The 24,816-nt window shown below is 75.3% G+C and carries 25 protein-coding genes and 1 pseudogene; 13 read left to right on the top strand and 13 right to left on the bottom strand.

Annotated elements, in window-relative coordinates; all coding sequences use genetic code 11:
- The first annotated feature begins 15 nt into the window (after positions 1-15).
- Positions 16-705, top strand: a complete 690-nt coding sequence (locus MUU72_RS04265; RefSeq protein ID WP_248011741.1) for a nitroreductase — start codon at positions 16-18, stop codon at positions 703-705.
- Positions 706-850: 145 nt separating this feature from the next.
- Here MUU72_RS04265 and MUU72_RS04260 read toward each other — a convergent pair whose 3' ends face one another.
- Both MUU72_RS04260 and MUU72_RS04255 read right to left on the bottom strand, forming a co-directional pair.
- Positions 851-1,696: an NAD(P)H-binding protein gene (locus tag MUU72_RS04260; protein WP_248011740.1), complete on the bottom strand. Its 846-nt coding sequence runs from the start codon at positions 1,694-1,696 to the stop codon at positions 851-853.
- Positions 1,697-1,936: 240 nt separating this feature from the next.
- Entirely contained in the window at positions 1,937-2,149 is a 213-nt protein-coding gene (locus tag MUU72_RS04255; RefSeq protein ID WP_248011739.1) for a hypothetical protein, read from the bottom strand.
- A 168-nt stretch (positions 2,150-2,317) separates the two neighbouring features.
- On the opposite strand from MUU72_RS04255, the gene MUU72_RS04250 reads away from it, so the two are divergent.
- Entirely contained in the window at positions 2,318-2,947 is a 630-nt protein-coding gene (locus MUU72_RS04250; RefSeq protein WP_248011738.1) for an acyl-CoA-like ligand-binding transcription factor, read from the top strand.
- Between the two features lie 144 nt (positions 2,948-3,091).
- A complete protein-coding gene (locus tag MUU72_RS04245) occupies positions 3,092-4,750 on the top strand; it encodes an FAD-dependent monooxygenase (protein ID WP_248011737.1) in 1,659 nt (552 codons plus the stop codon).
- Between the two features lie 50 nt (positions 4,751-4,800).
- Here the strand turns inward: MUU72_RS04245 and MUU72_RS04240 are convergent, their stop codons facing one another.
- The gene (locus MUU72_RS04240) at positions 4,801-5,169 is read right to left on the bottom strand and encodes a hypothetical protein (protein ID WP_248011736.1); all 369 of its coding nucleotides are present in this window, start codon (positions 5,167-5,169) and stop codon (positions 4,801-4,803) included.
- A gap of 259 nt (positions 5,170-5,428) precedes the next feature.
- Complete coding sequence (locus MUU72_RS04235; protein WP_372502978.1) at positions 5,429-6,772, bottom strand: MFS transporter; 1,344 nt, start codon at positions 6,770-6,772, stop codon at positions 5,429-5,431.
- Between the two features lie 118 nt (positions 6,773-6,890).
- Between MUU72_RS04235 and MUU72_RS04230 the strand changes: the two genes are divergently transcribed.
- The 4 genes and pseudogenes from MUU72_RS04230 to MUU72_RS04215 all read left to right on the top strand — a co-directional run.
- Positions 6,891-7,388, top strand: coding sequence for a winged helix-turn-helix transcriptional regulator (locus MUU72_RS04230; protein WP_248011734.1), 498 nt, complete (start codon positions 6,891-6,893; stop codon positions 7,386-7,388).
- Positions 7,389-7,496: 108 nt separating this feature from the next.
- Positions 7,497-7,793 carry a hypothetical protein gene (locus tag MUU72_RS04225; RefSeq protein ID WP_248011733.1) on the top strand — a complete coding sequence of 99 codons (297 nt, stop codon included), beginning with the start codon at positions 7,497-7,499 and terminating at the stop codon, positions 7,791-7,793.
- Positions 7,790-8,038 carry a type II toxin-antitoxin system RelE family toxin gene (locus MUU72_RS04220; protein WP_372502977.1) on the top strand — a complete coding sequence of 83 codons (249 nt, stop codon included), beginning with the start codon at positions 7,790-7,792 and terminating at the stop codon, positions 8,036-8,038. The genes MUU72_RS04225 and MUU72_RS04220 overlap by 4 nt, the downstream gene beginning before the upstream one ends.
- Before the next feature lie 84 nt (positions 8,039-8,122).
- Positions 8,123-8,530: pseudogene (locus MUU72_RS04215) on the top strand (ankyrin repeat domain-containing protein); the annotation flags it as partial.
- Positions 8,531-8,605: 75 nt separating this feature from the next.
- Here the strand turns inward: MUU72_RS04215 and MUU72_RS04210 are convergent.
- Together MUU72_RS04210 and MUU72_RS04205 are read right to left on the bottom strand one after the other, a co-directional pair.
- The gene (locus MUU72_RS04210; protein WP_248011732.1) at positions 8,606-10,180 is read right to left on the bottom strand and encodes an FAD-dependent oxidoreductase; all 1,575 of its coding nucleotides are present in this window, start codon (positions 10,178-10,180) and stop codon (positions 8,606-8,608) included.
- Positions 10,177-11,367 (bottom strand): lycopene cyclase family protein, encoded by a 1,191-nt coding sequence (locus tag MUU72_RS04205; RefSeq protein ID WP_248011731.1) that lies wholly within the window; start codon positions 11,365-11,367, stop codon positions 10,177-10,179. The genes MUU72_RS04210 and MUU72_RS04205 overlap by 4 nt, the downstream gene beginning before the upstream one ends.
- 270 nt (positions 11,368-11,637) lie before the next feature.
- On the opposite strand from MUU72_RS04205, the gene crtI reads away from it, so the two are divergent.
- From crtI to MUU72_RS04185, 4 genes are all read left to right on the top strand, one after another.
- Positions 11,638-13,185, top strand: coding sequence for a phytoene desaturase family protein (gene crtI, locus MUU72_RS04200; protein ID WP_248011730.1), 1,548 nt, complete (start codon positions 11,638-11,640; stop codon positions 13,183-13,185).
- Positions 13,182-14,207 carry a phytoene/squalene synthase family protein gene (locus MUU72_RS04195; RefSeq protein WP_248011729.1) on the top strand — a complete coding sequence of 342 codons (1,026 nt, stop codon included), beginning with the start codon at positions 13,182-13,184 and terminating at the stop codon, positions 14,205-14,207. Before crtI ends, MUU72_RS04195 begins: the two co-directional genes overlap by 4 nt.
- Complete coding sequence (locus MUU72_RS04190; RefSeq protein ID WP_248011728.1) at positions 14,204-15,223, top strand: DUF5914 domain-containing protein; 1,020 nt, start codon at positions 14,204-14,206, stop codon at positions 15,221-15,223. Before MUU72_RS04195 ends, MUU72_RS04190 begins: the two co-directional genes overlap by 4 nt.
- Before the next feature lie 98 nt (positions 15,224-15,321).
- Positions 15,322-15,471, top strand: a complete 150-nt coding sequence (locus MUU72_RS04185) for a hypothetical protein (protein WP_248011727.1) — start codon at positions 15,322-15,324, stop codon at positions 15,469-15,471.
- Positions 15,472-15,663: 192 nt separating this feature from the next.
- On the opposite strand, the gene MUU72_RS04180 is transcribed toward MUU72_RS04185, so the two are convergent.
- Positions 15,664-16,470, bottom strand: coding sequence for a sulfite exporter TauE/SafE family protein (locus MUU72_RS04180; protein WP_248011726.1), 807 nt, complete (start codon positions 16,468-16,470; stop codon positions 15,664-15,666).
- A 101-nt stretch (positions 16,471-16,571) separates the two neighbouring features.
- Between MUU72_RS04180 and MUU72_RS04175 the strand changes: the two genes are divergently transcribed.
- Together MUU72_RS04175 and MUU72_RS04170 are read left to right on the top strand one after the other, a co-directional pair.
- Positions 16,572-17,360 carry an AraC family transcriptional regulator gene (locus MUU72_RS04175; RefSeq protein ID WP_248011725.1) on the top strand — a complete coding sequence of 263 codons (789 nt, stop codon included), beginning with the start codon at positions 16,572-16,574 and terminating at the stop codon, positions 17,358-17,360.
- 129 nt (positions 17,361-17,489) lie between these two features.
- A complete protein-coding gene (locus MUU72_RS04170) occupies positions 17,490-18,104 on the top strand; it encodes a GPP34 family phosphoprotein (RefSeq protein WP_248011724.1) in 615 nt (204 codons plus the stop codon).
- Between the two features lie 35 nt (positions 18,105-18,139).
- Here the strand turns inward: MUU72_RS04170 and MUU72_RS04165 are convergent, their stop codons facing one another.
- From MUU72_RS04165 to MUU72_RS04140, 6 genes are all read right to left on the bottom strand, one after another.
- Entirely contained in the window at positions 18,140-18,739 is a 600-nt protein-coding gene (locus MUU72_RS04165; protein ID WP_248011723.1) for a TetR/AcrR family transcriptional regulator, read from the bottom strand.
- A gap of 25 nt (positions 18,740-18,764) precedes the next feature.
- Complete coding sequence (locus tag MUU72_RS04160; RefSeq protein ID WP_248011722.1) at positions 18,765-19,394, bottom strand: class I SAM-dependent methyltransferase; 630 nt, start codon at positions 19,392-19,394, stop codon at positions 18,765-18,767.
- A gap of 32 nt (positions 19,395-19,426) precedes the next feature.
- Positions 19,427-20,206 (bottom strand): SDR family oxidoreductase, encoded by a 780-nt coding sequence (locus MUU72_RS04155; RefSeq protein WP_248011721.1) that lies wholly within the window; start codon positions 20,204-20,206, stop codon positions 19,427-19,429.
- 119 nt (positions 20,207-20,325) lie between these two features.
- A complete protein-coding gene (locus tag MUU72_RS04150) occupies positions 20,326-20,775 on the bottom strand; it encodes a VOC family protein (protein ID WP_248011720.1) in 450 nt (149 codons plus the stop codon).
- 80 nt (positions 20,776-20,855) lie between these two features.
- Complete coding sequence (locus MUU72_RS04145; protein ID WP_248011719.1) at positions 20,856-23,675, bottom strand: DUF5682 family protein; 2,820 nt, start codon at positions 23,673-23,675, stop codon at positions 20,856-20,858.
- Complete coding sequence (locus MUU72_RS04140) at positions 23,672-24,784, bottom strand: ATP-binding protein (protein WP_248011718.1); 1,113 nt, start codon at positions 24,782-24,784, stop codon at positions 23,672-23,674. The genes MUU72_RS04145 and MUU72_RS04140 overlap by 4 nt, the downstream gene beginning before the upstream one ends.
- Positions 24,785-24,816: the final 32 nt, after the last annotated feature.

Below are 24,816 nucleotides of genomic sequence, written 5' to 3'. Positions count from 1 at the left end.
CGTGAGGAGTGCGTCATGACCGGGTCCGACCGGACCGAACTGAGTGGATGTGCCGAGAAACTGATCCGCGGCCGGCGCGCCGTGCGGGCCTTCCGGCCCGATGCCGTGCCGCCGGACACCCTGCGGGCGATCTTCTCGCTGGCCGGCGCCGCACCGTCCAACTCCAACACCCAGCCGTGGCGGGTGGAGGTCGCCGGCGGCGCGGCCCGCGACCGCCTGGCAGCCGCCCTCCAGGCAGCGCACGCCGCGCAGCGCACCTCCGTCGACTTCCCGTACGACGACGGCATGTACTCCGCGGTGCAGCGGGAGCGGCGCGCCGCCTTCGGCAGCCAGCTCTACGGCGCGCTGGGCATCGGCCGCGACGACCATGCGGCCCGCACGGCCTACGACGCCGAGAGCCTGCGGTTCTACGGCGCACCCCATGTCGCGTTCCTCTTCGTCGCCGGCCCCGCCGATGCCCGGCTGGCCGCCGACGCCGGCGCCTATCTACAGACCCTCCTCCTGGCCATGACCGCGTACGGCGTGGACAGCTGCCCGCAGGGCCTGCTCAGCTTCTATGCCGACACGGTGCGCGAGGAACTGGGCGTGCCGGACGGGCAGTTGCTGGTCGGCGTCTCGTTCGGCTACGCGGACGCCGCCGCGCCGGTGAACCGGGTCACCACCGAACGCGCCGCGCTGGAGGCGACCACCACCTTCCACGCGTAGCGCCGGCGCCCCGGGCCGCTCCGTGGGCGCGGGCGGCCGGGCCCCGCGAGCGGGGCCGGACGGGCCTGCCAGGACGGGTCGGCCGTCGGCGGCGGGGAGGCGGCGCCCCCGAGCAGCCGCACCCGCCACCCGGACCGCCCGCCGCTCAGCGGAATATCCCGGCGTGCTCCTCGGCCCAGGCGTGGAACGTGCGGGCCGGCGCCCCCGTGAGCGCCGCCACGGTGGACGTGATCACATGCGAGGCAGGCCGGCTTTCGGCACTGGCCAACAGGGCTTCGACCAGGGCGGGCGGCCGCCCGTCGGCCAGCATCCGCTGCCGGGCGACCTGCACCGGGACGCTCTCGAAGCGGACCGGCCGCCCGATCGCCTCGCCGATCGCCCGCACCTGGTCCGCCCGGCTCAGCACCTCAGGGCCCGTCAGCACGTACGTGGCGCCCGCGTGCCCGTCCTCGGTCAGCACGCGGCGCGCCACGGCGGCGACATCGCGCTCGTGGACCACCGCCGTGGCGGCGATGTCGGGCCCGCGGACGGCGTCCGTGGTGCGGATCTGCTCCGCCCAGCCGCGCGCGTTGGAGGCGAGGGTGTTCGCCCGCAGCACCGTCCATGCCACCCCGGACCCGGCGAGCAGGCGCTCCATCTCGGCATGGAGTTGGTTGATGGGGTCGGTCTGCCGCTCGGCGCGCTCGTCCACTCCCGAGGACGAGAGGTAGACGACCCGGCGGGCCTGGCGCGCTATCGCCTCCACCACGGCGGGCGCCCCCTCCGTCGCCAGAAAGGGCCACACCAGGAAGACCGTATCGCTGCCCGCAAGGGCCCGCTCCAACGACTCCGGCCGGGACAGGTCACCGCCGAAGACCTGGACCTCGCCCGGCAGTCCGGCCGCTTCGGGACGCCGCACCAGGGCCCGCACATCGGCGCCTGCCGCGACCAGTTCCCCCACCACTGCCCGGCCGACGTTGCCGGTCGCTCCGGTCACAAGGATCTCACTCATGGTCAGCCGAGCCACGCCGGCCCCGGAAGTATTCCGTCCGGCGGCCCGGCGGCCCGGCAGCCCGGCAGCCCTGCGGGCCACCCCCTCCGGTCCGGTCGCCGTCCCCCCACGCCCAAGGCGTGCCCGAGGCAACCCGCCCCCCGGGCGCACACCCCTGACGCCACGACAGCGCCTGGGGAGTCGTGCACCTGCCGAGCGGGACGAGGGGCCTCGGACACGCCTGACAAAAGACCGGGGACGTCAGGTCCCCGGCTTCTTCACCCAGCCCTTCTGCACCAGCAGGTTGCAGTGCCACCGGGCGTGCTTCGGGGTCTCTCCCCGCTGCTTCACGGCGGCGTGGATGCAGTCGGCGTACGGGAACGGGGGCTTGTCCGCGGCGTGGGCGGCAGCCGCCCCCGTCAGCACACCCCCGATGGCGGCGGCCGCCACCACCAAGGCACTCACTCGGCGCACAGTCGCGCTCCTTCTCGTTCTCTTGCTGCCCGAAGCCCGTCTGCTCCGGACGATCCAGCTCGTTCAACGACGCACCCCACCACGGGAAACGACCCGGGAACTCCGCCGCAGAAAATCTTGCCGAAAAGGAAAAGTTGCCGGAGCGGCAAGTTTTTCTAAGGTGGTCGCATGCCGCAGGAAGACGACGCCCGTACCGGGCTGCGCGAACGCAAGAAGAGGGCGACGCGGGTCGCGCTCAGCCAGGCCACGATCCGCCTGTGCGTCCAGCACGGCTGGGACAACGTGACGGTCGAAGACATCGCGGCGGCGGCGAACGTGTCCGTCCGCACCTTCCGCAACTACTTCTCCGGCAAGGCGGAGGCCATCGCCGCCGGCCACCTGGAACGGATGCTGCGGATCGCGGACGAGCTGCGCGCCCGCCCCGCCGACGAGCCGCTGTGGGACTCCCTCGCCCGCGCCGTGCACACCCAGTTCGCACCGGCGGACGCGGCGGACGGGGGGCCCGCGCACGATCAGCGCTGGCGGGACGGGCTTAGGCTGATGCTGGCCGAACCGGCGCTCCAGGGCGAGGTCGTCAAGGCCAACGCGGCCGCCCAGGACGAACTGGCCAAGGCCGTCGCCGCCCGCACCGGCACCGACGAGGCGCACGACCTCTACCCCCAGCTGGTCGCCGCGGTCGTCAGCGCCGGCAGCGCGGTCGCCGTCGAGCACTGCCTGCGCGCGGACTCACCCGCGCCCCTCGGACCGGTCCTGACCGAGGTGTTCGCGCAGCTCACCCAGGGCCTGCCCACCCCGTAGCCCGGCAGGCCGGAGGCCCGTGCCCGACCGGGCCCGCGCAGGCCGCCGCACGAGCTTCCCCCGGGCCGCGCGGCGCCTGCCGTCCGCATGCCCCGAACTCCCCTGTTCCGCACGGGACTTCACCCACCACGCACGGAGGAGAACATGCCTGTGATCACCGATGTCGTCATCGCCGGAGGCGGTCCGAACGGACTGATGCTCGCCTGCGAACTGAGCCTGGCCGGGCTCCGGCCGACCGTCCTGGAGCGCCTGCCGGAGCCGTCCGCGGAACCCAAAGCCAACGGCCTGCTCGGGCAGGTGGTGCGGATGGCCGACCACCGCGGACTCCACGAGCGGCTCAGCGGCAGTTCCGAGCCGCCCGTCCCGAACTCCGCGTACTTCATGTTCGCCGCGATGAGCCTGGATCTCGGCCTGCTGGCGGACAGTCCGGTGTACGCCCTGCCCGTGCCCCAGCACCGCATCGTGGAGGTCCTGACCGAGCGCGCCACCGAACTCGGCGTGGACCTCAGACGCGGCCACGAACTCGTGGGTCTGTCCCAGGACGAGGACACCGTCACCCTCGACGTCTCGCACCACGCGAACGGTACGTACCGGATGCAGGCACGGTACGTCGTCGGCGCGGACGGCGGGCACAGCGCCACCCGCAAGCTGTCCGGGATCGGCTTCCCGGGCATCAGCTACGACCGGACGACCACCCGCACGGCCCACGTCACCCTCCCCGAGGGCTGGGTGGATCCCGCCACCGGTGCCCTGGACGTCCCCGGCTACGGCACCGTCCTGCCGTTCGCGCCGCACCGCACCGACCGGGGAGGGTTCACCTACGCACCGCTGCCCGGCCACCCTCCCCTGATCAACACCCTGGAGTGGGACCAACCGCAGCCCGACGGGCCGATGAGCCTGGACGAGCTGCGGGCCAGCATCCGCCGCGTACTCGACGCCGAACTGCCGGTCGGCCCGCCCACCGGCGACGGCCCGCACGTGCTGCGCCGGCTGATCGGCGGCAACACCCGGGTGGCCGAACGGTTCCGGGACGGCCGGGTGTTCCTCGTCGGCGATGCCGCGCACGTCTACGCCTCCGGCGGCGGCCCGGGGCTCAACCTCGGTCTCCAGGACGCCGTCAACCTCGGCTGGAAGCTCGCTGCCGAGATACGCGGCACCGCCCCGGCCGGCCTGCTCGACAGCTACGACACCGAACGCCGGCAGGCCGCCACCCGCATGGTCATGAACGCCCAGGCGCAATCGGCTCTGCTGGCCCCGGGCAGCGACGTCACCGCGCTGCGCCGGCTCTTCACCGAACTCCTCGGCCGGCGGGACACCGTCCAGCACCTGGCCGACCTCGTCGCAGGCAGCGACGTCCGCTACGACATGGGCGTTTCCGATGCCCACCCGCTGACCGGCCGCTTCGCCCCGGACCTGACGCTGCGCACGGCCACCGGCACGGTGCGCCTGGCCGAACTCACCAGGACGGCGCGCCCGCTGCTCCTCGACCTGACCGACGGCGCCGCGGCCGCCCGGGCCCTGGCAGACCGGCACGACCGCCTCGACATCGTCACCGCGCACCCCCGGTCGCTCACGCCCGCCCGGTCCTCCACCCCCGCGCCGTCCGCCGCGCCCACGCCCGCCGTCCTGCTCCTCCGTCCCGACTGCTACGTGGCGTGGGCCTCGGACTCGCCGCATCCGGGCCCGGACGAACTGGCCGCGCTGCGCACCGCGGCCCACCGGTGGTTCGGCCCGCCGAGCCCCCGGGCAACGGCGCACCCCACGGCCACCCGCGAGCCCGCGCGCCGGCCGGCCACGGCGTGACCACGCGACAGGGCGGCACCGCCGCCCCCCCTGCGGTACGGTCTCCGGCCTCACCCGTGTGCGAGGTACTCGATCTTGGTCAGCTGATCGGCGGTCAGCCGGCCCTGGTCCAACGCCAGGAGCCAGGGCAGCAGTTCGGGGGCGGCGTGCACCTCGTCGCAGAAGCCGAAGTGGAGAACGGCGAGTTCGTGCTCGATCAGCCAGTCGTCGACCGCATCGCACAGGTGCCGGTCCGCCGCCTCGGTGCGGGTTTCCGCCCAGATCGCCAACCAGGGAGCCAGGGTGCCGGCGGTGGCCGCGAGTCCTCCCAGTGACCGGGAACCTCGTGGGCGACGGGTGAGGTCCTCCGGCACCTCGCGGACCGGGCCGGCCAGCGCTTCGAGGTCGGACTCGCCGTAGCAGAAGGTGCAACCACCCACGGTGATCGGCGACTCGGCGAGGGGCGAACGCGGCGTCCAAGGCGGCCAGGGCCTTCCGGAGCTGCTGCTGGGGGTCGGTCATGAGGCACGACGCCTGACGGGACTCCGTCCGGACACACCGGCGAAGGGAGCGACGCCACCACAGGCAACAGGCCCGGGAGGCGGCCCGTGCGGAGCCACCGCACGGGCCGCACGGGGGCATCGCACTCCGGCGGCGGTGCGGCGCGCGGGCCGGCGGGCGCGGCCCCGCCGGCTCCGCTCAGTTCCTGCGCTCCGGGCCGGCGGCGGGGAGCCCCACGCGTCGGGTGGCGGCCCACAGGAGCAGGGCGGCGAGGCTGAAGGCCGCGCCGAGGGCCGTGACGGCGGGCCAGCCCGCCGCGGCGTAGGCGAGGGAGGAACCGAAGGCGCCGAGGCTGCTGCCGGCCGAGTAGAAGACCATGTAGCCGCCGATGATCCGGCTGCCCGCGTCGGGGCGGACGGCGTGGATCAGGGTCTGGTTGGTGACGTGGACGGCCTGGACGGCGAAGTCCAGCAGGACGGCACCGGCGGCCAGTGCCCCCAGCGACTGCCCGGTCAGGGCGAGCGGGAGCCAGGAGAGTGCCAGCAGGGCGAGGCCGGTGCCGGTCGTGCGCTGGGCGAACCCCCGGTCGTTCCACCGTCCGGCCACACCGGCGGCGACGGCGCCGGCCGCCCCCGCGAGCCCGAACGCGCCGATCGCGGTGTGCGACAGCGACCACGGCGGGCTGCTCAGGGGCTGCGCCATACCGCTCCACAGCGTGCTGAAGGCCGCGAACACCAGCAGGGCGAGCGCGCCGCGGATCCGCAGCAGCGGATGGCGGGCGAACAGGGTGACGGTCGAGGCCACCAGGCGTCCGTAGGACCGCCCGTACGATGCCGTGCCCGCGCCGGTGGACGGCGCGCCCGAGGGCAGGACGCGGCGCAGCAGCACGGCGAGGACGGCGAGGACGCCCGCGGCGGTCAGGTAGACCGCCCGCCAGCCGGCGAGGTCGGCGAGGACGCCGGCGGCGGCGCGGGCCAGCAGGATTCCGGTGATGATGCCGCCGGTGACGGTTCCGACGGCGCGACCGCGGCGGGCGGGCGGGGTCAGGGCGGCGGCGGCCGCGACCATGGTCTGGGCGACGACGGCGAGCAGGCCGACCACGGCGAGCGCGCCGCACAGCGCCACCACGCCCGGCGCCAGCCCCGCGGCCAGCAGTGCGAGGGCGAGGAGGCCGAGCTGAGCGGTGATCAGCCGCCGGTGGTTGAGCAGGTCGCCGAGCGGTACGAGCAGCAACAGACCTGCTGCGTAGCCGAGTTGGGTGACGGTGACGATCGCGCCGAGCAGTCCCGGGCCGAGCGCGAACCGCTCGCCGAGGGTGACCAGCAGCGGCTGGGCGAAGTAGACGGTGGCGACGGAGCTGCCGCAGGCGAGGGCGAGCAGGGGGATGAGCCGGGCGGGTGGCGACGCAGCGGCGTCCGGCCCCGGCCCCGACACCGATGCCGATGCCGATGCCCGCCCCTCGTGCCCGCCGGTCCCCGCGCGCCCTCCGCTCCCGCCGGCTCCCTCCCGTCCACCGACCTCGCCGGAGCACTGGATCGCCATACGGCACACCTCCCCTTCATTCGGTTGCACCTTGCTACCGAACGGGACGGTAGCGGTGCGCGGTAGCATGTTGCAACCAGCCCGGAAGAGCCGGGGAGTTGGAGAAGAGGAGCCGCGGATGGTCGCCCGCACGCGTTTCGATGCCGACCCCTGTCCCGTCGCCCGGTCGGTGAACGCCATCGGCGACTGGTGGTCGCTGCTGATCGTGCGGGACGCCTTCGACGGCAGCCGCCGCTTCGGCGAGTTCCAGCGCAGCCTCGGCATCGCCAAGAACATCCTGGCGGCGCGGTTGCGGGCGCTGGAGGAGGCCGGGGTGCTGCGCAGCGCGCCCGCACCGGACGGCGGCTCCCGCCGCGAGTACCTCCTCACGGACAAGGGCCGGGCACTGTTCCCGGTGATCGTCGCCCTGCGGCAGTGGGGCGAGGAGCAGTGCTTCACCCCCGGGGAGGACCACTCCCGCCTGCTGGACCGCCGCACCGGCCGCCCGTTGCGCCGGGTGCAGCTCCATGCGGCGGACGGACGGCCGGTGGAACCGGAGGACACGGTCGTGGAGAAGGTGCGGGCGGCGGAGGGCGCCGGGCAGGGCACGGCGGCGGAGGCGGGCGGGGCCGGCTGAGCACCGGGGAATCGGCGGCGTCGGCCACCGCGCTGACGGGCTCGCGGGGACCCGGCCGGGCGGGGTGCGGGCGGTGTAGCGTGAGGGCCGTAGTGGAGGAGGTTCGCCATGGGCGAGTTCGAGTGCGCGACGACGACGTGGACGACCGTGATCGACGGGGAACTGGTCGAGGTCCCGGCCACGATGGACGGCATCCGCGCCGCGCTCCCCGAGCGGGACCGCGCCGCCTTCGACGCGGAGGTCCGCCGGACACCGGCCCAGGACCTCCATCGGGTGCTGGCGCGCTGGGCGTTGCCGGCCGCTGCCGCGAACGAGGACGAGGCGATCGTGGCCCGGCTGCGGGACGGCGACTTCACCGGTTGCGTTCCGCAGGACGGCGACGCGCGGCACCCGGGGGCGGCGTGAGCCGGTACCGGATCCAGTACGCCGACCCGGCCGAGGCCGCGCGGAAGGCGATGATGCCGCAGGTCCGCACGGCGTTCGAGCAGGCCATGGCCAAGACACTCGGTGACGACCCGTACGGCCACGGTTCCACCTCGGTCAAGCGCTCGGGTCGCGACTACCGCGAGGTCACCGTCGGCGGCGCGTTCGTCGTCTACTACGTCAGCTCGACCGTCCTCGTCGTCACCGCCGTGCGCATCATCCACTGAGCCCGTGGCCGCCCTCCGCCCGGTGCGGGGTGCCCGCGGATATGACCGGCACGGCCGGGCGGCCGGTCGCCGGCCTCCGCAGGCATGAACCGGAGGCGGCGCAAGAAGCTCGCCGGGCACCTCGTCCTGGCGGCACTGTTGGAGGACACCGGCCGGGTGCAGGCTCTGCTGCGGGCGGGCGCCGATCCGCAGTGGCCGAATGCGGAGGGCACCACGCCGCTGTACGCGGCATCCGTGCACGGCGCGGCCGGGATCGTCCGCCTGCTCCTCGCCGCCGGGGCCTCGCCGGATACCGAGAGCGGACACGGTACGGACGGCACGCCGCTGTGCGGGGCCGCGTGTGGGGGGCACGCGGAAGCGGTGCGGGAACTGCTGGTGCACGGGGCCGATCCGAACCTCCGGGAGGACCGGGGCACCGGGCGCACGCCCCTCGACCGGGCCGTCACCGGCCCGTACGCGGAGACCGTCGCCCTCCTCACCGCGGCGGGGGCCGTCCACGCCCGGCACCGGCTGCCGACGGGCACGGCCCCCGGCACGGCCGCGAACGGGGTGGCTTCCGCCGGTGCGTCAGGGGTGCCTGGCGGTGAGCTTGGCGGTGGTGCGGGCGAGGGCGCGCAGGGTGGGTGAGCGGCCGTGGCGGGGGACGGTCCACAGCGTCTGGCCGCGCACGCCCCAGCGGTGCAGCAGGGCGTTGGCGGCCAGGAAGCCGCTGGTCGCGGCGCGTTCCATGAGGGCCACCGGCAGCTCGGTGCGGACCAGGTCGCCGGCCAGGACCAGGCCGGGGTCGGGGGTCCGCACCGTGGGGCGGCCGGCGTAGGTTCCGGCCGCGAAGAGCGGGCAGTCGTCGTGCCACTGGTGGACGGCGTCGAGGATCGCGGCGCCGGCGGTCTCCGGGTAGACGCGGTGCAGCTGGCCGATGAGGTGGGACTGGGTCGCGGCGCGGTCGCGGGCCGGGTCCACCGCGTAGGCGTGCAGTTCGAGCACCGAACCGCCGGTGCGGGCCGCCCAGCGCGCCGACTGGCCTTCCCAGCGTTCCAGGACGCTGACGTTGTCCAGGGCGCCGAAACCGCTGGTGCCGAGGAATCCGGGCCGGTCGGCGGCCACCGGCCGGTCCAGCCACAGGCGGCTGACGAGGAACGGCGGGGCGGTGCGGAGGCGGGCGATACCGGCGCGCCAGGCAGCGTCGCCCAACTGCGGGGAGCGGGCGACGAGGTCGCGCAGGCCGGCGGTGTCGAGGGCGAGCACGGCGGCGTCGTGGGGGTGCGTGCCGAGGGTGGTGGAGACCGTGAAGCCGCCCTCGGGGCGCCGGGCCACGCCGGTGACGGTGGCGGCCGTGCGGAGGGTGGCGCCGTGCCGCCGGAGGTACCGGGCGAGCGGCTCCCAGAGTGCCTGGGTGAAGGGTTCACCGGGGACGTCGAAGAGCAGCCCTTCGCTGGAGCCGAGGAAGTAGATGTGGAACATCATGGCCATTTCGGCGGCGGACAGTTCGCGGGGGTCGGCGAAGAAGCTGCGGGAGAAGACCTCGAAGGCCAGGTGGCGGGCGGCGGCGGGGAAGCGGAGTGCGGTGAGGTAGTCGTGGGCGGTGGTGTCGTCCAACGCCTCGTAGATGCCCGGGACGTGGACGTCGAAGAGGGGCACGGCCGCCAGGGGGCGCATCCGCAGCAGGTCGCGGGGGCGGAAGGTGGGGCTGGTGGCGGCGAAGCCGAGGGCGCTCCAGGGGGGTGTGCGGGGGACGCGGCGGAAGCTGTCGTGCAGACCGTTGCTGTGGCGCAGGGGGTAGTCGGGCAGGGGGACGAGCGCGCCGAGTGCGGGGTCGGCCCGGCGCAGCAGTCCGCGGAGGTTGTAGTACTGGCGGAAGAAGGCGTGGAATCCGCGGGTGACGGTGGCGGTGGCGCCGTCGCGGAGGCCAGTGGGGAACGCGCCGGCGCGGCCGCCGAGGTGGGGTGCGCGTTCGTAGAGGGTGACCCGCACGCCGCGTTCGGCGAGTGCGGTGGCCGCGGCCAGGCCGGCGATGCCGCCGCCGATGACGGCGGCGGTGGGCGGGGGGCCGGTCACGCGGGCGGTGCCGGGCGGCGGCGCGATGACCTCCGCGGCGCGGTCCCGGCCCCGGTGTGCGGCCCGGGGGTGCCGGCGGTGGTTCATCGCGGCGGCTCCGGGGGTGTGCGGCGGCGCAGCAGCGGCAGTTCGGCGGCGGTGCGCAGCATGGGCAGGACGGGGGTGCGCAGGCCGATGGCGAGGTCTTCGGCCGGGTGGGTGCGGCCGTCGAGGAAGCGCAGCAGGCGTGCGGTGGGCGTGTGGTGGAAGAGGCCGGCGAAGAAGGCCGGGCCGTCGATCCGGCGGGTGGCGAGGGCTCGCAGCAGGAGGGCGTCCATGGTCCGGGCCCGCCGGGAGTGGCACGGGGGCGGCGCGGGGCGCCGGCCGGCGGCGCAGGCGGCGGCGATGGCCCGGGTCTGCCGCTGGATGGCGGCGAAGGTGTAGCCGGTGGCGGGCCGGGTGGCGCCGCCGGCCGTTCCGATGCGGAACACCGAGTGGCCTGCCTGGCGGTGCAGGGGCGCGTCGGTCATGGGGATCACTCCGGTTTCGCCGCCGGTGCGGGTGAAGGGCCCCAGCTCCAGGATGCGGTGCGTGTAGTGGTGCAGCGCGTCGTCATACGCCTGCGGGGAGAGGACCGCGGGCGAGAACTGGGTGTACTCGACGAGTGCCTGGCGCGGGCCGAGCGGGAGGACGTAGCCGAAGGCGAGGCCGCGGGGCGGCTGCGGGACGCGGAAGTCCATCAGGTCGACGGTCGCCGGGTCGAAGACCGGGTCTTCGGTGTGCACGAACCAGCCGCGGAAGTGCTGGAGCAGCGTGGTCCGGGCGGGCGGGGCGGTGGGGAGCGGCCGGGAGTCGAAGACCCAGCGGGCCCGCAGGCGGAGCGGGGTGCCGTCGGCGGCGCGGGCGTGGACCCGCGCCCCCGCGGGGGTGTCGTGGACCGCGGTGACCGTGGCCGACAGCCGCCGCACGCTGGGTGCCCGGTCCAGTTCGGCGGCCACCAGCGCGGAGAAGTCCGGGGAGCGGAGCATCTTGTACCGCAGCGGAGCGGGCCGGCCGACGGTGGCCCGGCCGTCCCGGGACCGCACGCGCAGCCGGGACCAGGAGGCGGTCAGCGCGGAGTCGAACTCGCCGCCGGTCTCCTCCCAGAAGCACCAGGTCCGTTCGGGCGGGCGTAGCGGGCCGGGCGGGGCGTCGAGCAGCACCACTGACGGCCCGTCACCGGCCGCGGCCAGGCGCCGGACGAGGGAGAGGCCGGCGGCCCCGGCCCCGATGACGGCGATCCGCGCGTCGAGCACCGTACCTCCTCGGGCCGCGGCGGGCACCGTGCGGGGCGCCGCGCCTCCGCGACCGGGCACCAGCATGGCCCGGCGGCCGCCGGAGCGGTGGCAGGCCGCGCCGGGGACGGCCGTCCGGCGGCCGGTCGCACCGCCGAACGTGTGGCTGCCCGCCGTGCTGCCGCCCCGGGCCCGCGCCGAAGTGGTCCCCTGGGCGGGACGTGCGGTGCGCCCGGCCGGTCCCGCGGCCACCGCGGCGGCGCCCGCCGCACCAGGCGAAGGGGCACGACGATGCGCACTGTGGACGGGCCGACCGACCATGTCGTGGTGGTGGGCGCGGGGCTGAGCGGTCTCGCCGCGGCGCTGCACCTGCTGGGGGCCGGGCGGCGGGTCACCGTGGTCGAACGGGATCCGGGGCCGGGCGGCCGGGCCGGGCAGCTGGCCCGCGGCGGCTACCTCATGGACACCGGGCCGACCGTGCTGACCATGCCCGGCCTGGTCGAGGAGGCGTTCGCCGCGGTCGGGGAGCGGATGGCCGACCGGCTCCGGCTGGTCCCGCTGGCCCCGGCCTACCGGGCGCTGTTCGCCGACGGTTCGCGGCTGGACGTGCACACCGACGGGGCGGCGATGGCGGCGGAGATCACGCGGTTCGCCGGGCCCCGCGAGGCGGAGGGGTACCGCCGGCTGCGTGCCTGGCTCACCCGGCTCCACGCGGTGCAGATGCGGCGCTTCATCGACACCAACTTCGACTCGCCGTGCCAGCTGCTCCACCCGGACCTGGTGCGGCTGGCGGCGCTCGGCGGGTTCGGGCGCCTGGACGCCCGGATCGGCCGCTTCCTGCGCGACGAGCGGCTGCGCCGGATCTTCACCTTCCAGTCGCTGTACGTCGGCGTGCCGCCGGCCCGCGCGCTGGCGGCCTACGCGGTCATCGCCTACATGGACACCGTCGCCGGGGTGTACTTCCCGCGGGGCGGTATGCACGCGGTGCCGCGGGCGATGGCCGACGCGGCCGCGGCCGCCGGGGCGGAGTTCCACTACGGCCAGGCGGTGGCCGGCCTGGAGCGGACCGGCGACCGGATCACCGCGGTCCGCACCCGGGACGCCCGGATCCCCTGCGACGCGGTGGTGCTGACCCCCGACCTCCCGGTCGCGCACCGGCTGCTGGGCCGCCGGCCGCGCCGCCCCGTTCCGCTGCGCCACGCGCCGTCGGCCGTCGTCCTGCACGCGGGCACCGACCGCACCTGGCCCCAACTGGCCCACCACACCCTCTCGTTCGGGCATTCCTGGCGGCGCACCTTCCGCGAGCTGACCGTCACCGGCGCCCTGATGAGCGATCCCTCGCTGCTGATCTCGCGCCCCACCGCCACCGACCCGTCGCTGGCCCCCGCCGGCCGCCACCTCCACTACGTCCTGGCGCCCTGCCCCCACACCCGCCTCGGGCCCGGGGCCCATGACTGGGCCGCGTTGGGACCGCGCTACCGGGACCGGCTGCTGGCGGAGCTGGAGCGCCGGGGGCTGGCCGGACTCGGCGCGGCCATCGAGGAGGAGTGCCTGGTGACACCGGCTGACTGGGAGGCACGGGGGCACCCCGCGGGCACCCCGTTCTCCCTGGCCCACACCCTCGCGCAGACCGGCCCGTTCCGGCCGCGGAACCTCGTCAGCGGGGTCCGCAACGCCGTCCTCGCGGGATGCGGGACGACTCCCGGTGTCGGCATCCCCACCGTCCTGCTGTCCGGCAAGCTGGCCGCGGCCCGCGTCACCGGGGGCCGCCCGCCGGGCCCGGCGCACCGGGCGAGCACCCCGGTCCTGGGCTCCCGTACCGCCCTCCCCCGGTCATGACCGCGCGGGAGCTGGACGCGGCGGGCCTGACCGACCCCACGCTGCGCGCCGCGTACGCCCACTGCCGGCGGCTCAACTCCCGGCACGGCAAGACGTACTTCCTGGCGACCCGGCTGCTGCCCGCGGAGCGCCGGCCGGCCGTGCACGCCCTGTACGGCTTCGCCCGCTGGGCGGACGACATCGTGGACGACCTCGGGACGCCGGCGGGCCGGGAGCAGCGCCGCCGCCGGCTGGCCGGGCTGGAACGGCGCCTGTCGGACGGCCTGCGCACCGGGCGCAGCGACGAGCCGGTCGTCCATGCCCTGGCCGACACCGCCGCCCGCTACCGCATCGACCACCGGCACTTCACCGACTTCATGGCGGCGATGCGCACCGACCTCGACGTGACCGATTACGCCACCTATGCCGACCTGCGCCGCTACATGCACGGCTCGGCCGCCGTCATCGGGCTGCAGATGCTCCCGGTCCTGGGCACCGTCGTGCCCCGGGAGCAGGCGGCGCCGTACGCGGCGGCGCTCGGGGTCGCCTTCCAGCTCACCAACTTCCTGCGGGATGTCGGGGAGGACCTGGACCGCGGCCGGGTCTACCTGCCCGCGGATCTGCTCGCCGCGCACGGTGTCGACCGCGCGCTGCTGCTCCGGAGCCGCCGCACCGGCCGCCCGGACCGGCGGATCACCGCCGCGCTGCGCACCGCCGAGGACCTGATCCGCGGCGTCTACCGGGAGGCCGCCCCGGGCATCGCGCTGCTCGACCCCGTCTCCCGCCCCTGCATCCGCACCGCCCTGGTCCTGTACGCGGGCATCCTGGACGCGGTCGCCGCCGACGGTTACGCCGCGCTGCACCGGCGCGCCGCGGTGCCCCGCCGGCAGCGCGCCGCGCTCGCCGCGGACGGGCTCGCCAGGGCCGCCGCCGCACGGGTACGCGCCCGTCGCCGCCCCGCCCCGGCCCGCATCCCGGCCGCGACCGGCGCCCCGGTCCCGCCGGCGCCGAACGGCACCCCCGTCACCCAGGAGGCCCGATGAGCCGCCGGCGCTCCCGCCCGCGTACCGGTCCCCTGCTGCGCCTGCGGCGCCGGCCGCCGGCCTGGCCGGAACAGCCGGCGACCTGGCGCGCCGCCGCGCCGGGGCTGATCGCCGACGCGCTGCAACAGGCCCTGGCCCGCCCGTCCGGCAACTGGTACGTCCTCGCCCCGTCCCGGGACCTGCCGCCCGGCCGGGCCCTCGGCCGCACGGTCGGCTCCCGGGAGGTCGTCGTCTGGCGCACCGCGAACGGCCGGCCGGCCGCCGGTCCGGGCGTCTGCCCCCACCTGGGCGCGCCGCTGAAGGACGGCGCGGTCCACCGCGGTGCGCTGATCTGCCGCTGGCACGGCCTGGCGCTCGACGGGGCGCCCTGCGCCGGCTGGTCGCCGTATCCCGTCCACGACGACGGCGTCCTGCTCTGGGTACGCCTGGACGGCCTCGGCCGGGAGGAACCCACCGACCGCCCCCCGCTCACCGCGCGCCCGCCGCTGCCCCGCGCCCTCTGCGCCGTCCACACGGCCACCGGCCGGTGCGAGCCCGAGGACATCGTGGCCAATCGCCTCGACCCGTGGCACGGGGCGTGGTTCCACCCGTACTCCTTCGTGGACCTGACCGTCGTCGGCGCCCCCGGCCGCGGCGGCACGGCGGCCCACGGCGGGGGCTTCACGGTGGACGTCTCCTTCAAGGTCGCCGGTCGCCTCGTCGTCCCCGTGCGGGCGGTCTTCACGGCCCCCGGGCCGCGCACCGTGGTCATGCGCATCACCCACGGGGAGGGCCGGGGCTCGGTGGTCGAGACGCACGCCACCCCGCTGTCCCCGGACCCGGCCGGCCGCCCCCGCACCCTGGTCACCGAGGCCGTGCTGGCGACCTCCGACCGCCCCGGCTTCGCCGTCACCCGCCGCGCCGCCCCGGTCCTGCGCCCCCTGATGCGCGCCGCCGCCGCCCGCCTGTGGCGCGACGACCTCGCCTACGCCGAACGCCGACGGCAGCTCCGCAGCACCGGCCGCTTCCCCGGCTGACCCGGCCGCTGACCGGGCACGCGGCGAGAAGGTGACGCGCTCCGCGGGACGCGGGAAAATGGGTCCGGCAGCTGATCCGCGACCCGCGAGGGGGAACCGTGGCAGACCCCCGTTCCCACCGCAAGTACCCGCCCGGACCTCCGCCCGCCGCACGTCAGGAGAGCCCCGAGGGCAAGCTCCGCTACATCGTCATCCTCGCCGTCGTGCTCTTCCTCATCATTCTGCTGGGCACGGTCTTCATCTTCTGACCGCAGCGAACGCAGCGAACACCGCGAAACACGGCGAACGCGGCGACGCAGCGGGCAGCGGGCGACCGCCGCGGGCCGGCCGGTCACGGCCGCGCGGCGGCGCAGCAGCATGCCATGCCTCCCTGTCGGGCCACCCGCGCGAACCGCCTTGGCGAAACGGCCTCTTGGCGGCCCGTCCCCTCGTCGCAGCCGTCAGGCACCCGTCACGGTCATCGCGGCCAGGACGAGGATCAGCAGGGCGAGGTAGGCGGAGGAGTAGAGGCGGTCGGGGACGCGTCCGGACACCCTTCTGGCCAGGGCGATGGTGGGCAGCGAGCCGGTGAGCAGGGCGGCGCAGGCGGTGAGGTCGACATAGCCGAGGTGGCCCGCCGCGTCCGGGACACCGGGCGCGAGCGCGTAGACCAGGGTCCCGGCCACGGCCACCGGCACGCTGAGCGGATTGGCCATGGCGGTGGCGTTGGCCATCGGCAGGCCCCTGCGCCGCAGCAGCGGAACGGTCATGACGCTGCCGCCCACCCCCAGGCACGCGGCGACCGCGCCGATGCCCAGTCCGCCGAAGGTCGTCGTCCCCCGCCCGAGGGGCTCGGGCGCCGCGTCCCGCCGGACCGACAGGAAGCCCTTCCGCAGCAGGCTGTCGGCGATCGTCACCAGGAGGTAGCCGGCGAACAGGACCCGCAGCGCCGTGCCGCCGATCCAGGTGGCCGCGCAGGCTCCGGCCACGGCGCCGAGCAGGATGTACCCGGCCAGCGGCCAGACGTAGGGCCGGTGCAGGCGGCCCTGGCGCCACTGGGCGAAGGCCGCGACCACCGCGTTCACCAGCATGACCGCGGTGGACGTCGCCACCGCGGTGTGCATGGCGTCCACGCCGGGCGGCGCGGTGGCGGACAGGAAGCCGTAGACGACCGGGACGGTGAGGAAGCCGCCGCCGAAACCGAAGAGCACGGTCGTGACGCCGGTCAGGACACCGAACAGCAGGAGGACGAGGAACGAGGTCAGCACGCCCTTCACGCTAGGTACCGGTGGGGGTGGCAGGCATTCGGTGCTGTGCCACCTTCTTGCGCGCAGCGGACAGCCGGTGGCCGGCTGCGTAGCCTGGTCCGGTGCGCAACACTCCTGTCGCGGAGGTGGACGGCCTGGACCGGGCCCTGCTGGCCATCGGCACCGACTACCCCGACCCCTACCTCCTCGTCTGGCACGAACACCGGCGGGCCCAGGTCCTCTACGCGGCCACCGGCATCATGCGGGTCGAGACGGCGGACGGCACCTGGACCGTGCCCACCGCCCGCGCGGTGCTGATCCCGCCCGGGACCAGGCACCAGGTCACCATGCTGGGGGTCAGTACGCGCAGCCTGTACATCGAGCCGGCCGCGGTGCCGTGGTTCCCGGACCGCTGCCGGGTGGTCGGGGTCTCGGACCTGCTGCGGGCGCTGATCCTGGAAGCCGTGGACATCGATCCCCGCTACCGCGAGCACAGCCGCGACGCGGCCGTCGCCCATCTGCTCCTGCACGAGCTGGCGAGCCTGGCCCCGCTCCCCCTCGATGTGCCGCTGCCCGCCGATCCGCGGTTGCGCCCGCTGTGCGAGGCGTTCCTGCGGGAACCGGACGTCCATGACCCGCCCGCCCGTTGGTGTGCGGCGCTCAACGTCAGCGAGCGCACCCTGAACCGCCTGTTCCACCGCGGCACCGGCATGGGCTTCGCGCAGTGGCGGCACCGCGCCTGCATCCTGCACTCCCTCCAGCACCTGGCCGCGGGTGCGCCGGTCACCCGCGTCGCGGTGCTGCTGGGATACGACAGCCCCGCCGCGTTCACCACCGCGTTCAAGAAGCTGCTGGGCCGCCCGCCGAGCGCCTACAAAGCTCCCGGTCCGGCCTGGCCCGGTGGGCGGTGAGCGGGCCGGCGCGCGGTCGGCCGTCCGCCGGGGCGCTTCGGCGCGCGGGATCGGGGTGGAGCTGGTCTGCTGGACTACGGGAGCCGTGGGGCAAACCGGCCCCGAGCGGAGGGAGGTCGACCGACTGCCATGACCACCGCACGGGACCTGATGATCACCGCCATGGACGTGGCCCCCGGCCACGCCGTGGAGCAGGGCAATCTGTCGCTCGCCCTCGCCGGGGCCGAGCTGACCGACCTCCTCGCGGCCGGGGCCATCGCGCTGGACGGCGACCGCATCGTGCCCGGCTACCGCCCCACCACCCCCGATCCCCTGCTGGACCGGGCCGCCGCGTCCCTCGTCCGCACCGCGCCGTACGAGTCGGTCGACGACTGGCTGTGGCGGAGGGGAGACGGTCTGGCAGCGGCGTATCTGGCGGCGCTGGAGGCGGAGGGGCTGATCGGCCGGCCGCGGCACCGCGGCAGGCCGTTCCGGGCCGGCCACCCCGTGCTGGCCGACTCCCCGGACCGCCGCCAGGCGGCGGACCGCTGGGCCGCCGAGGAGCCCGTGCTGGTGTCCCTCGGGGCGGCCCTGGGGCTCGGTGGCGCGGACCGCGCCGGGACCGCCGATTCCCCGGGCGTCGACGACGACGCCGTGGACACCGTGCTCGCCGCCACCCACGACGCGCTGACGCGGTTGGCGGCGCTGCGGCAGCGGCGCGCGATCGAGCAGGCCGCCTTCGACAACATCTGGCGCGGTGACTGACGCGAAACCGGACCGGGGGCGGCGGCGCGCTCCCGTCAGGCGGTGGCGCCGGGCAGGCCCGCCGCGCCGCTGACGAACGCCCACAGCTGGGCGGTGACGTCGGACGCCGGCGGGCGGGGGGTGCGGGTGAGGGCGGCCGAGACCGAAGCGGTGATACCGCCGAGGGTGGCCGCGGCGAGAAGTTCGGGGTCGCGGTCGGCCGGGAGTTCCCCGGCGCGCTGCGCCCGGGTCACGGCGCGGGCGCAGCTCTCGACCAGGGCGGCCAGCTGCCGGGTGTGGAACGCGGCCACCTCCCCGTCCCCGGCCAGGCCGCCGAGGATCATCGGGGCGAGCGGTTCGGCGTACAGGAAGTCCACCCAGTCGCGCACGCGTTGGCGCTCGCGTTCGGCGCAGGTCGCCCCTGCGTAGTCGCGCCGGGCGCAGGCTTCGGAGAGCCGCTGGTAGAACGCCTCGACGACCGCGATGAGCAGACCGCTGCGGGAACCGAAGTAGCGGTAGGGAAGCCCGGTGCTCACGCCGGCCCGGCGGGCCACGGCGGCGACCTCCAGGGTGGCGCTCCCGGCCAGTTCCTCGGCGGCGGCGCGCAGCAGTCTGTCTCGGGAAGCGGCAGCACGCGGCTGCGGGGGCCGGGTCACCCGCGCAGCGTAAGGTGAGGTCAACTCACCGGGCAAGGGCGGTGCCTGGGCCGGCGGGCTTGTGCCAGGTCAGCGCGTAGCGGCGGAGCACGTGCCGGCGGTAGCGGACGCCGGGGAGCAGGTCGCGCGCCGCGGTGCGGACCTGTCGGTAGCTCATCCGCGGTGCGGCGACCGGCATCCCTTCGGGGGTGCGGGCCCGGCGCAGGATCTTCGTGACGCGCACGATCGGGGCAGCCGCGATCAGCGCCGCCCACTCCCCCGGGCCGGCCTCCCGGGCCAGTCCGACCACCACCAGGGTCCCGCCCGGCCGCAGCACCTCGCGCATCCGCGTGAGCGCCGCGGCGAAGTCCATGTGGTGGACGGCGGTCACCGAACAGATGAAGTCGTAGGCGTGGTGCGGGAGTTCGGCGGTGAGGAAGTCGCCTTCGAGGAAGGTGAGGGCCGGGTCGCCGCCGGACTGCTCGCGGGCGCGGGCGATCATCCCGGGCGAGCTGTCGATGCCTGTGACGTGCCGGGCGCGCCGGGCGAGCTTGCGGGCCAGCAGTCCGTCGCCGCAGCCGACGTCCAGGGCCTCGCCGCACCCCTCGGGGACGGCACGCAGGATGCCGTTGTGCCGGGCGACGTTGGTGTTCCAGTACGGTTCCGGTGGGCGCACCGTTTCATCGTAGGCGGGGCGGCGCGGTCGCCTCACAGCCGGACGCCGCCGGTCGCGTCGATCACCTTGCCGGTGATCCAGCGGGCGTCGTGCGAGGCGAGGAAGGCGACGATGTCGGCGATGTCGTCCGGCCGGCCGACCCGGCCCAGGGCGGCGCGGGCGGCGGCGTCGGCCTCGGCCGCGGGATCGCCGCGCAGCCAGTCGGCGTTGACGTCGGTGTCGACGATGCCGGGGGCCACCGCGTTGGCGGTGATGCCCCGGGCGCCCAGTGCCTGGGCGAGGTTGCGGGTGAAGTTGTCGAGGGCGCCCTTGGTGGCGCCGTAGGCGATGGCCTGGGGCATGGCGAGGCGGCCGGCGCCGCTGGAGATGTTGATGATGCGGCCGCCGTCGCGCAGACGCTCCAGCCCTTCCTTGACGATGAAGAACGGGGCCCGGACGTTGACCGCGAAGACCTGGTCGAAGTCGTCCTCGGTCAGTGCGGTGAGGTCCGCGGTCATCGCGATGCCGACGTTGTTGACGAGGATGTCGACGGCCGGCGCGGTGCCGGGTGCCTGGTCCGCGATCCGTTCGTCGAAGGCCGACCACAGGGCGGCGGCGTCGCCGCGGTGGCCGAGCGGGGCGGCGAACGCCACCGCCCGGCCGCCGCCCTCGCGGATCCTCGCCACCACCTCGCCGGCCGCCGCTTCGTCCCGGGTGTAGGTGAGGGCGACGGTGGCGCCGTCGCGGCCGAGGCGTTCGGCGATGGCGCGGCCGATGCCGCGGCTGCCGCCGGTAACCAGTGCGATCTTGCCGTCGAGCGGGCGTGCGGGCATGGGAGGTGGCCCCTTCGGTACGGGTGGGTGCCCGGCCGGGCGGCCGGGCTCGCAGGGACGCTAAAGCCTCACACGAGTGTGAGAGTCAAACGCCGGGGCGGACGGCTCGCGGCGGGGGCTCAGGCGACGTCGAACTCGTTGCCCTCCGGATCGGCGAGGACCGACCATTCCCCGCCCTGCTCCTTGACGTGGCGGAGCAGTGTGGCGCCGTGGGCCTGCAAGCGGGCGACGGTCGCCGCGCGGGTTCCGGGCGCGGTGTGGAGGTCGAGGTGCAGCCGGTTCTTGCCGGTCTTGGCCTCCGGTACGCGGTTGAAGAGCAGGCGTCTGCCCAGGCCCGCACCGCTGACCGGGTCGACGGGGTCGTCGGGGTGCCGGACGGCCGCGGCGTCCCGCCAGAACAGCCGCCCCTGGAACTCCAGGCACAGGTCCGCCTCGATCGCCCCGGCCGACAGCAGGCGCCGGATCAGCGCGCTGTTGTCCTCGATCACGTACTCCAGTGCCTCGGCCCAGAACAGTGCCTGGCGGTGCGGGTCTGCGGCGTCGAAGACGACTTTCCATCCCAGGGGCATGGTTTTCCTCTCGTGTCGCGCGGGGCGCGCTCGTGGTGTGGGGTGGTGCGGGCAAGGGGTGGTGGGGGGCAGGGGGAGCGTCAGGAGACGGTCAGCAGGGCGGCTGCGGCCCGGGCCGTCGCCGGGTGGCGGGCGATCAGGGCGGCGGCGCCCGGCGGGCCGGGCGGGTCCGCGGGGTCCTGCCAGGTGCCCTCGTAGCCCAGCAGACCGGCCAGGGCGTCGCAGGTGGCCGGATGGGCGGCCAGGAGGGGTGTGCCGCGCGGGGCGTTCCCGGGTGGCGCGGGGGCCGGTGCGGCCGGGTCCGCGGGCGGGGTGCGCCAGGGGGGCGTCCAGGTGTCGAGTGCGGGGAGGCGGCCCGGGAAGAGGCGGCCGGCCTCGCGGATGAGCAGCGGGGCGAGGTCGGCGCCGTCCGAGCGGAGGGTGCTGATCAGGGTGGGCAGCCAGGGCAGCAGCACCGGGTCGGGGAGCCGTGCGAAGGCGTGCGAGACCGCTTCGACGACGAAGTCGGTCAGGCCCGGGACGGGCTCCAGGGCGTGCAGGAAGCCGCTGAGGTAGCGGGGGTAGGCGGGCACCACCAGGGGGTTGTCCAGCAGGGCGGCGCACCGGGCCCGCAGCTCGGTGCGGGTCAGGCCGCCGAGCTGGGTCCGGGCCGCCCACAGCAGTGCGGTCTTGGCCGGGTCGTCGGGATGGCACTGGGCGACCGCCAGCTCCAGCTGGGTGCGGTCGCACCCCAGGGACAGTGCCAGGCCCTCCATGCTGAACAGGAAGCCCAGCATGGCGGCCACCTGGCGCACGGTGGCGTCCTCCTCGGTGAACGCGGTCGGCAGCAGGGTGCAGTAGTGGGCGTAGCCGGTCTTGACGAAGGAGGCGATCCACGGGGGCAGGACCGGTTCGCTGGTGCGGTAGTGGGCCAGCAGCCGGCGGACCCGGCGCAGGACCTCCGGGGCGCCGTCCACGCTGCGTTCGGTGGCCAGCACCTGGAGGGCGTGGGCGCCGAGTTCGTCGGCGAGGCGGCGGCTGCGCAGGTGGAGGGTGGCGTCCTCGACGGCTTCCAGGACGGTCGCCGCGGTGGCCCGCGGGTCGTACGCCGTGCGGCGCAGGCGCTGTTCGAGGACCTGCTCGATGCTGACGCCCTCGTAGCCCAGTTCGATCAGGGCGCGCTGATGGGTGCCGAGTGCCAGGTCCCAGGATTCCTGGATGGCGCGTTCGCCGAGCCGCCGTTCGCCCATGATGGGGCGGGCGGCGCCGCCGGGCAGCAGCCGGCGCAGGATCCACAGGACGTCGGAGCAGTCCGCCAGTTCCGGCCGGCCGGCGATGTCGAGCAGGGCCCGCTGCACCCCGCGCCGCTGGAGGTCGAGGTGGAGCGGGGCGAGCCGGTCGTGGACGTCGCGGGCCAGGGGCGGCAGCGCGTCGTAGCCGACCCGGCCGACGCGGTCACCGCCCATCATGATCTCCACGAGGCGGCGCACATCGCGCCGGCCCGGCACGGTGTCCTTCTCGATGCAGGTCACGGCCGCGTCCTGGAAGTCGTACGGCGTCGGCCGGGCCCGGTCGCGCATACCGGCCAGCAGGATCGAGGTCTCGAACACCGCGATGGCGTCGGCGGTGGACGCGAGGTAGCCGTTGCGGCGGGCGGCACGCACGATCTCCACCGACCAGCCCAGGAGTTCGGCCTCGTCCAGGCGGTCCGGGGCGGGCGGTTGCCGGAGGAAGCCGGTCAGCCGGTCGGCGGACTCCTCCGGTGGCGCGGCGGTCCGCCGCCGGGTGCCGCGTCCGGCCGGTGCGGTGGCCTTCGGGGTGCCTGCCTGGCCGGTCAGGCGGTACGGCCGGGTGCGGGTGCGTTTGACGTTCTTCGCCCAGACCGTGGCGGCGATCGACACCGAGCCGGGGGCCAGGCCGAACTGCGCCTCGATCGCCGCGTGGCTGGACGGGATCAGGCCGTACTGCCACGTGGTCGCGGTCCGCGGGCCCGCGTCGAAGGTGTCGGTGCCGTGGACGCCGAACTCCGCGACGCGGCTGGCGGCGTGGAAGGCCCCGCAGACGTACAGGCAGTCGGCGGGGTCGGTGCCGGTCGCGGCCAGGTGGGCGCGCATCCGCGTCCACATGTGGCGCTCGCGGTCCTCGTCCACCCGGACGCGGTGCGGATCGCCGGGGGCCAGGCGCCGGAAGAGGCTGCCGATCAGCAGCATGACCTGGCGGTAGGTGGCGTGGTCGCCGTCGCCGAGCGGCACTTCGACGTACTGGTGCCACCACTCCGACCAGTGCCGCACCTTGCCGTGGCGCAGCAGGTGCTCCTCCAGTTCGGCGAAGCGCGGGCGCAGGTCGCCGATCTCCACGCCGACCGCGTCGCCGTGCAGGGCCGCTTCGGCCTCGGCGGGCGGGGCGTCCGGGTCGGCCGGGGCGGCGGGCCGCGGGCGGCGCGCGTCCCATTGGAAGACGTGGTCGGCGGAGCGGTCGACGAGGACCAGTTCGACGCCGGGGGTGTCCAGGGCGTAGGCGATCGCCTGGTATTCGGCGGACGCCTCGGTGATCGGCGCGACCACCGACAGCGGGGCCCAGTCGGCCGGGAAGCCGTCGGTGTCGGTGGCGAACGCCTGGAGGGCGACGGGGAGTTTGCAGTTCCGCAGTTCGGTCAGGAGCGGCGCCAGGTCCTCGCACAGCTCCAGGTAGACGACCTTGGGCTGCTTCTGCCGCAGCCGGCGGGCCATGGCCAGCGCGGAGGCGGGCGAGTGGTGGCAGACGGGGAAGATCTCCAGGGGCTCGCCGAGCGCGCGGTCCACGTCGTCGACGAGGCCGAGCAGGATGTCCGCGAGGGCGTCGGGGCCGCCGGCGAAGGCCGCGGCGGCCTCCTGGAGCTGGCTGCGCAGGGCCGTGAAGGCCCCTTCCGGGGCGGCCGTCACGACAGGGTCGCGATCGCGTCGCGGCCGCCCGCCAGGAACTCCGGCCAGGATCCGCCCTCTTCCCTGCTGCGCGGTTCGACGACGCCGTGCAGGTACTTGTTGAGGATGGCCAGGTCCTCGGGCTCGCGGCGGGCCAGCGAGCCGACGAGCGAGGAGGCCAGGGTGTGGGCGGTCAGGGCGCGCTCGCCGAAGAAGTTGCTGTGCAGGATGGCGTCCTCCAGGACGCCGATCTGCTCGGCGGTGGACAGCGCGGACTCCAGTTTCTCGTCGTCGCTGCCGGCGGCGGCCGCCGAGGCGCGCAGGTCGGCGAAGCTCTGGAGCAGCACGTCGAGCAGCGTGGGCGGTACGTCGAGTTCGATCCGGTGGCGGCGCAGCAGTTCCTCGGTGCGGAAGCGGACGATCTCGGCTTCGCTCTTCTTGTTGGTGACCACCGGGATGCGGACGAAGTTGAAGCGGCGCTTGAGCGCCGAGGAGAGGTCGTTGACGCCGCGGTCGCGGCTGTTGGCGGTGGCGATGACGGAGAAGCCGGGCTTGGCGAAGACGATGTTGTCGCTGTCGAGTTCGGGGACCGAGACGTACTTCTCGGACAGGATGGATATCAGGGCGTCCTGGACGTCGCTGGTGGCGCGGGTCAGCTCCTCGAAGCGGCCGATCGCGCCGGTCTCCATGGCGGTCATGACCGGCGAGGGGATCATCGACTCCCGGGACTGGCCCTTGGCGATGACCATGGAGACGTTCCAGGAGTACTTGATGTGGTCCTCGGTGGTGCCGGCGGTGCCCTGGACGACCAGGGTGGAGTTGCGGCAGATCGCGGCGGACAGCAGCTCGGCCAGCCAGCTCTTGCCGGTGCCGGGGTCGCCGATGAGCAGCAGGCCGCGGTCGGAGGCGAGGGTGACGATGGCGCGCTCGACGAAGCTGCGGTCGCCGAACCACTTCTGCGCGATCTCGCGGTCCAGGCCGTCGGCGCGTTCGGAGCCCAGGATGAACAGGCGGACCATCTTCGGGGACAGGCGCCAGGAGAAGGGCTTGGGGTTGTCGTCGACGGACTCCAGCCAGTCCAGTTCCTCGGCGTACTTGATCTCGGCGGGGGCGCGCAACAGGTCGGACATCTCGGGGCCTTTCGGAGAGGGGGCAGCAGGGC

This window comes from Streptomyces rhizoryzae (genome assembly GCF_023155275.1).
GTDB lineage: Bacteria > Actinomycetota > Actinomycetes > Streptomycetales > Streptomycetaceae > Streptomyces > Streptomyces rhizoryzae.
Note: the sequence above shows the minus strand (reverse complement) of the source record. Positions and strands in the feature narration are given on the sequence as shown.

Bases quoted from the DNA above. Each gene is read 5' to 3' on its own strand.
- MUU72_RS04210 (WP_248011732.1), bottom strand. From the start codon at position 10,180: ATGAACCACCGCCGGCACCCCCGGGCCGCACACCGGGGCCGGGACCGC.
- MUU72_RS04195 (WP_248011729.1), top strand. From the start codon at position 13,182: ATGACCGCGCGGGAGCTGGACGCGGCGGGCCTGACCGACCCCACGCTG.
- MUU72_RS04245 (WP_248011737.1), top strand. From the start codon at position 3,092: ATGCCTGTGATCACCGATGTCGTCATCGCCGGAGGCGGTCCGAACGGA.
- MUU72_RS04225 (WP_248011733.1), top strand. From the start codon at position 7,497: ATGGGCGAGTTCGAGTGCGCGACGACGACGTGGACGACCGTGATCGAC.
- MUU72_RS04170 (WP_248011724.1), top strand. From the start codon at position 17,490: ATGACCACCGCACGGGACCTGATGATCACCGCCATGGACGTGGCCCCC.
- MUU72_RS04155 (WP_248011721.1), bottom strand. From the start codon at position 20,206: ATGCCCGCACGCCCGCTCGACGGCAAGATCGCACTGGTTACCGGCGGC.
- MUU72_RS04190 (WP_248011728.1), top strand. From the start codon at position 14,204: ATGAGCCGCCGGCGCTCCCGCCCGCGTACCGGTCCCCTGCTGCGCCTG.
- MUU72_RS04140 (WP_248011718.1), bottom strand. From the start codon at position 24,784: ATGTCCGACCTGTTGCGCGCCCCCGCCGAGATCAAGTACGCCGAGGAA.
- MUU72_RS04265 (WP_248011741.1), top strand. From the start codon at position 16: ATGACCGGGTCCGACCGGACCGAACTGAGTGGATGTGCCGAGAAACTG.
- MUU72_RS04150 (WP_248011720.1), bottom strand. From the start codon at position 20,775: ATGCCCCTGGGATGGAAAGTCGTCTTCGACGCCGCAGACCCGCACCGC.
- MUU72_RS04235 (WP_372502978.1), bottom strand. From the start codon at position 6,772: ATGGCGATCCAGTGCTCCGGCGAGGTCGGTGGACGGGAGGGAGCCGGC.
- crtI (WP_248011730.1), top strand. From the start codon at position 11,638: ATGCGCACTGTGGACGGGCCGACCGACCATGTCGTGGTGGTGGGCGCG.
- MUU72_RS04230 (WP_248011734.1), top strand. From the start codon at position 6,891: ATGGTCGCCCGCACGCGTTTCGATGCCGACCCCTGTCCCGTCGCCCGG.
- MUU72_RS04260 (WP_248011740.1), bottom strand. From the start codon at position 1,696: ATGAGTGAGATCCTTGTGACCGGAGCGACCGGCAACGTCGGCCGGGCA.
- MUU72_RS04250 (WP_248011738.1), top strand. From the start codon at position 2,318: ATGCCGCAGGAAGACGACGCCCGTACCGGGCTGCGCGAACGCAAGAAG.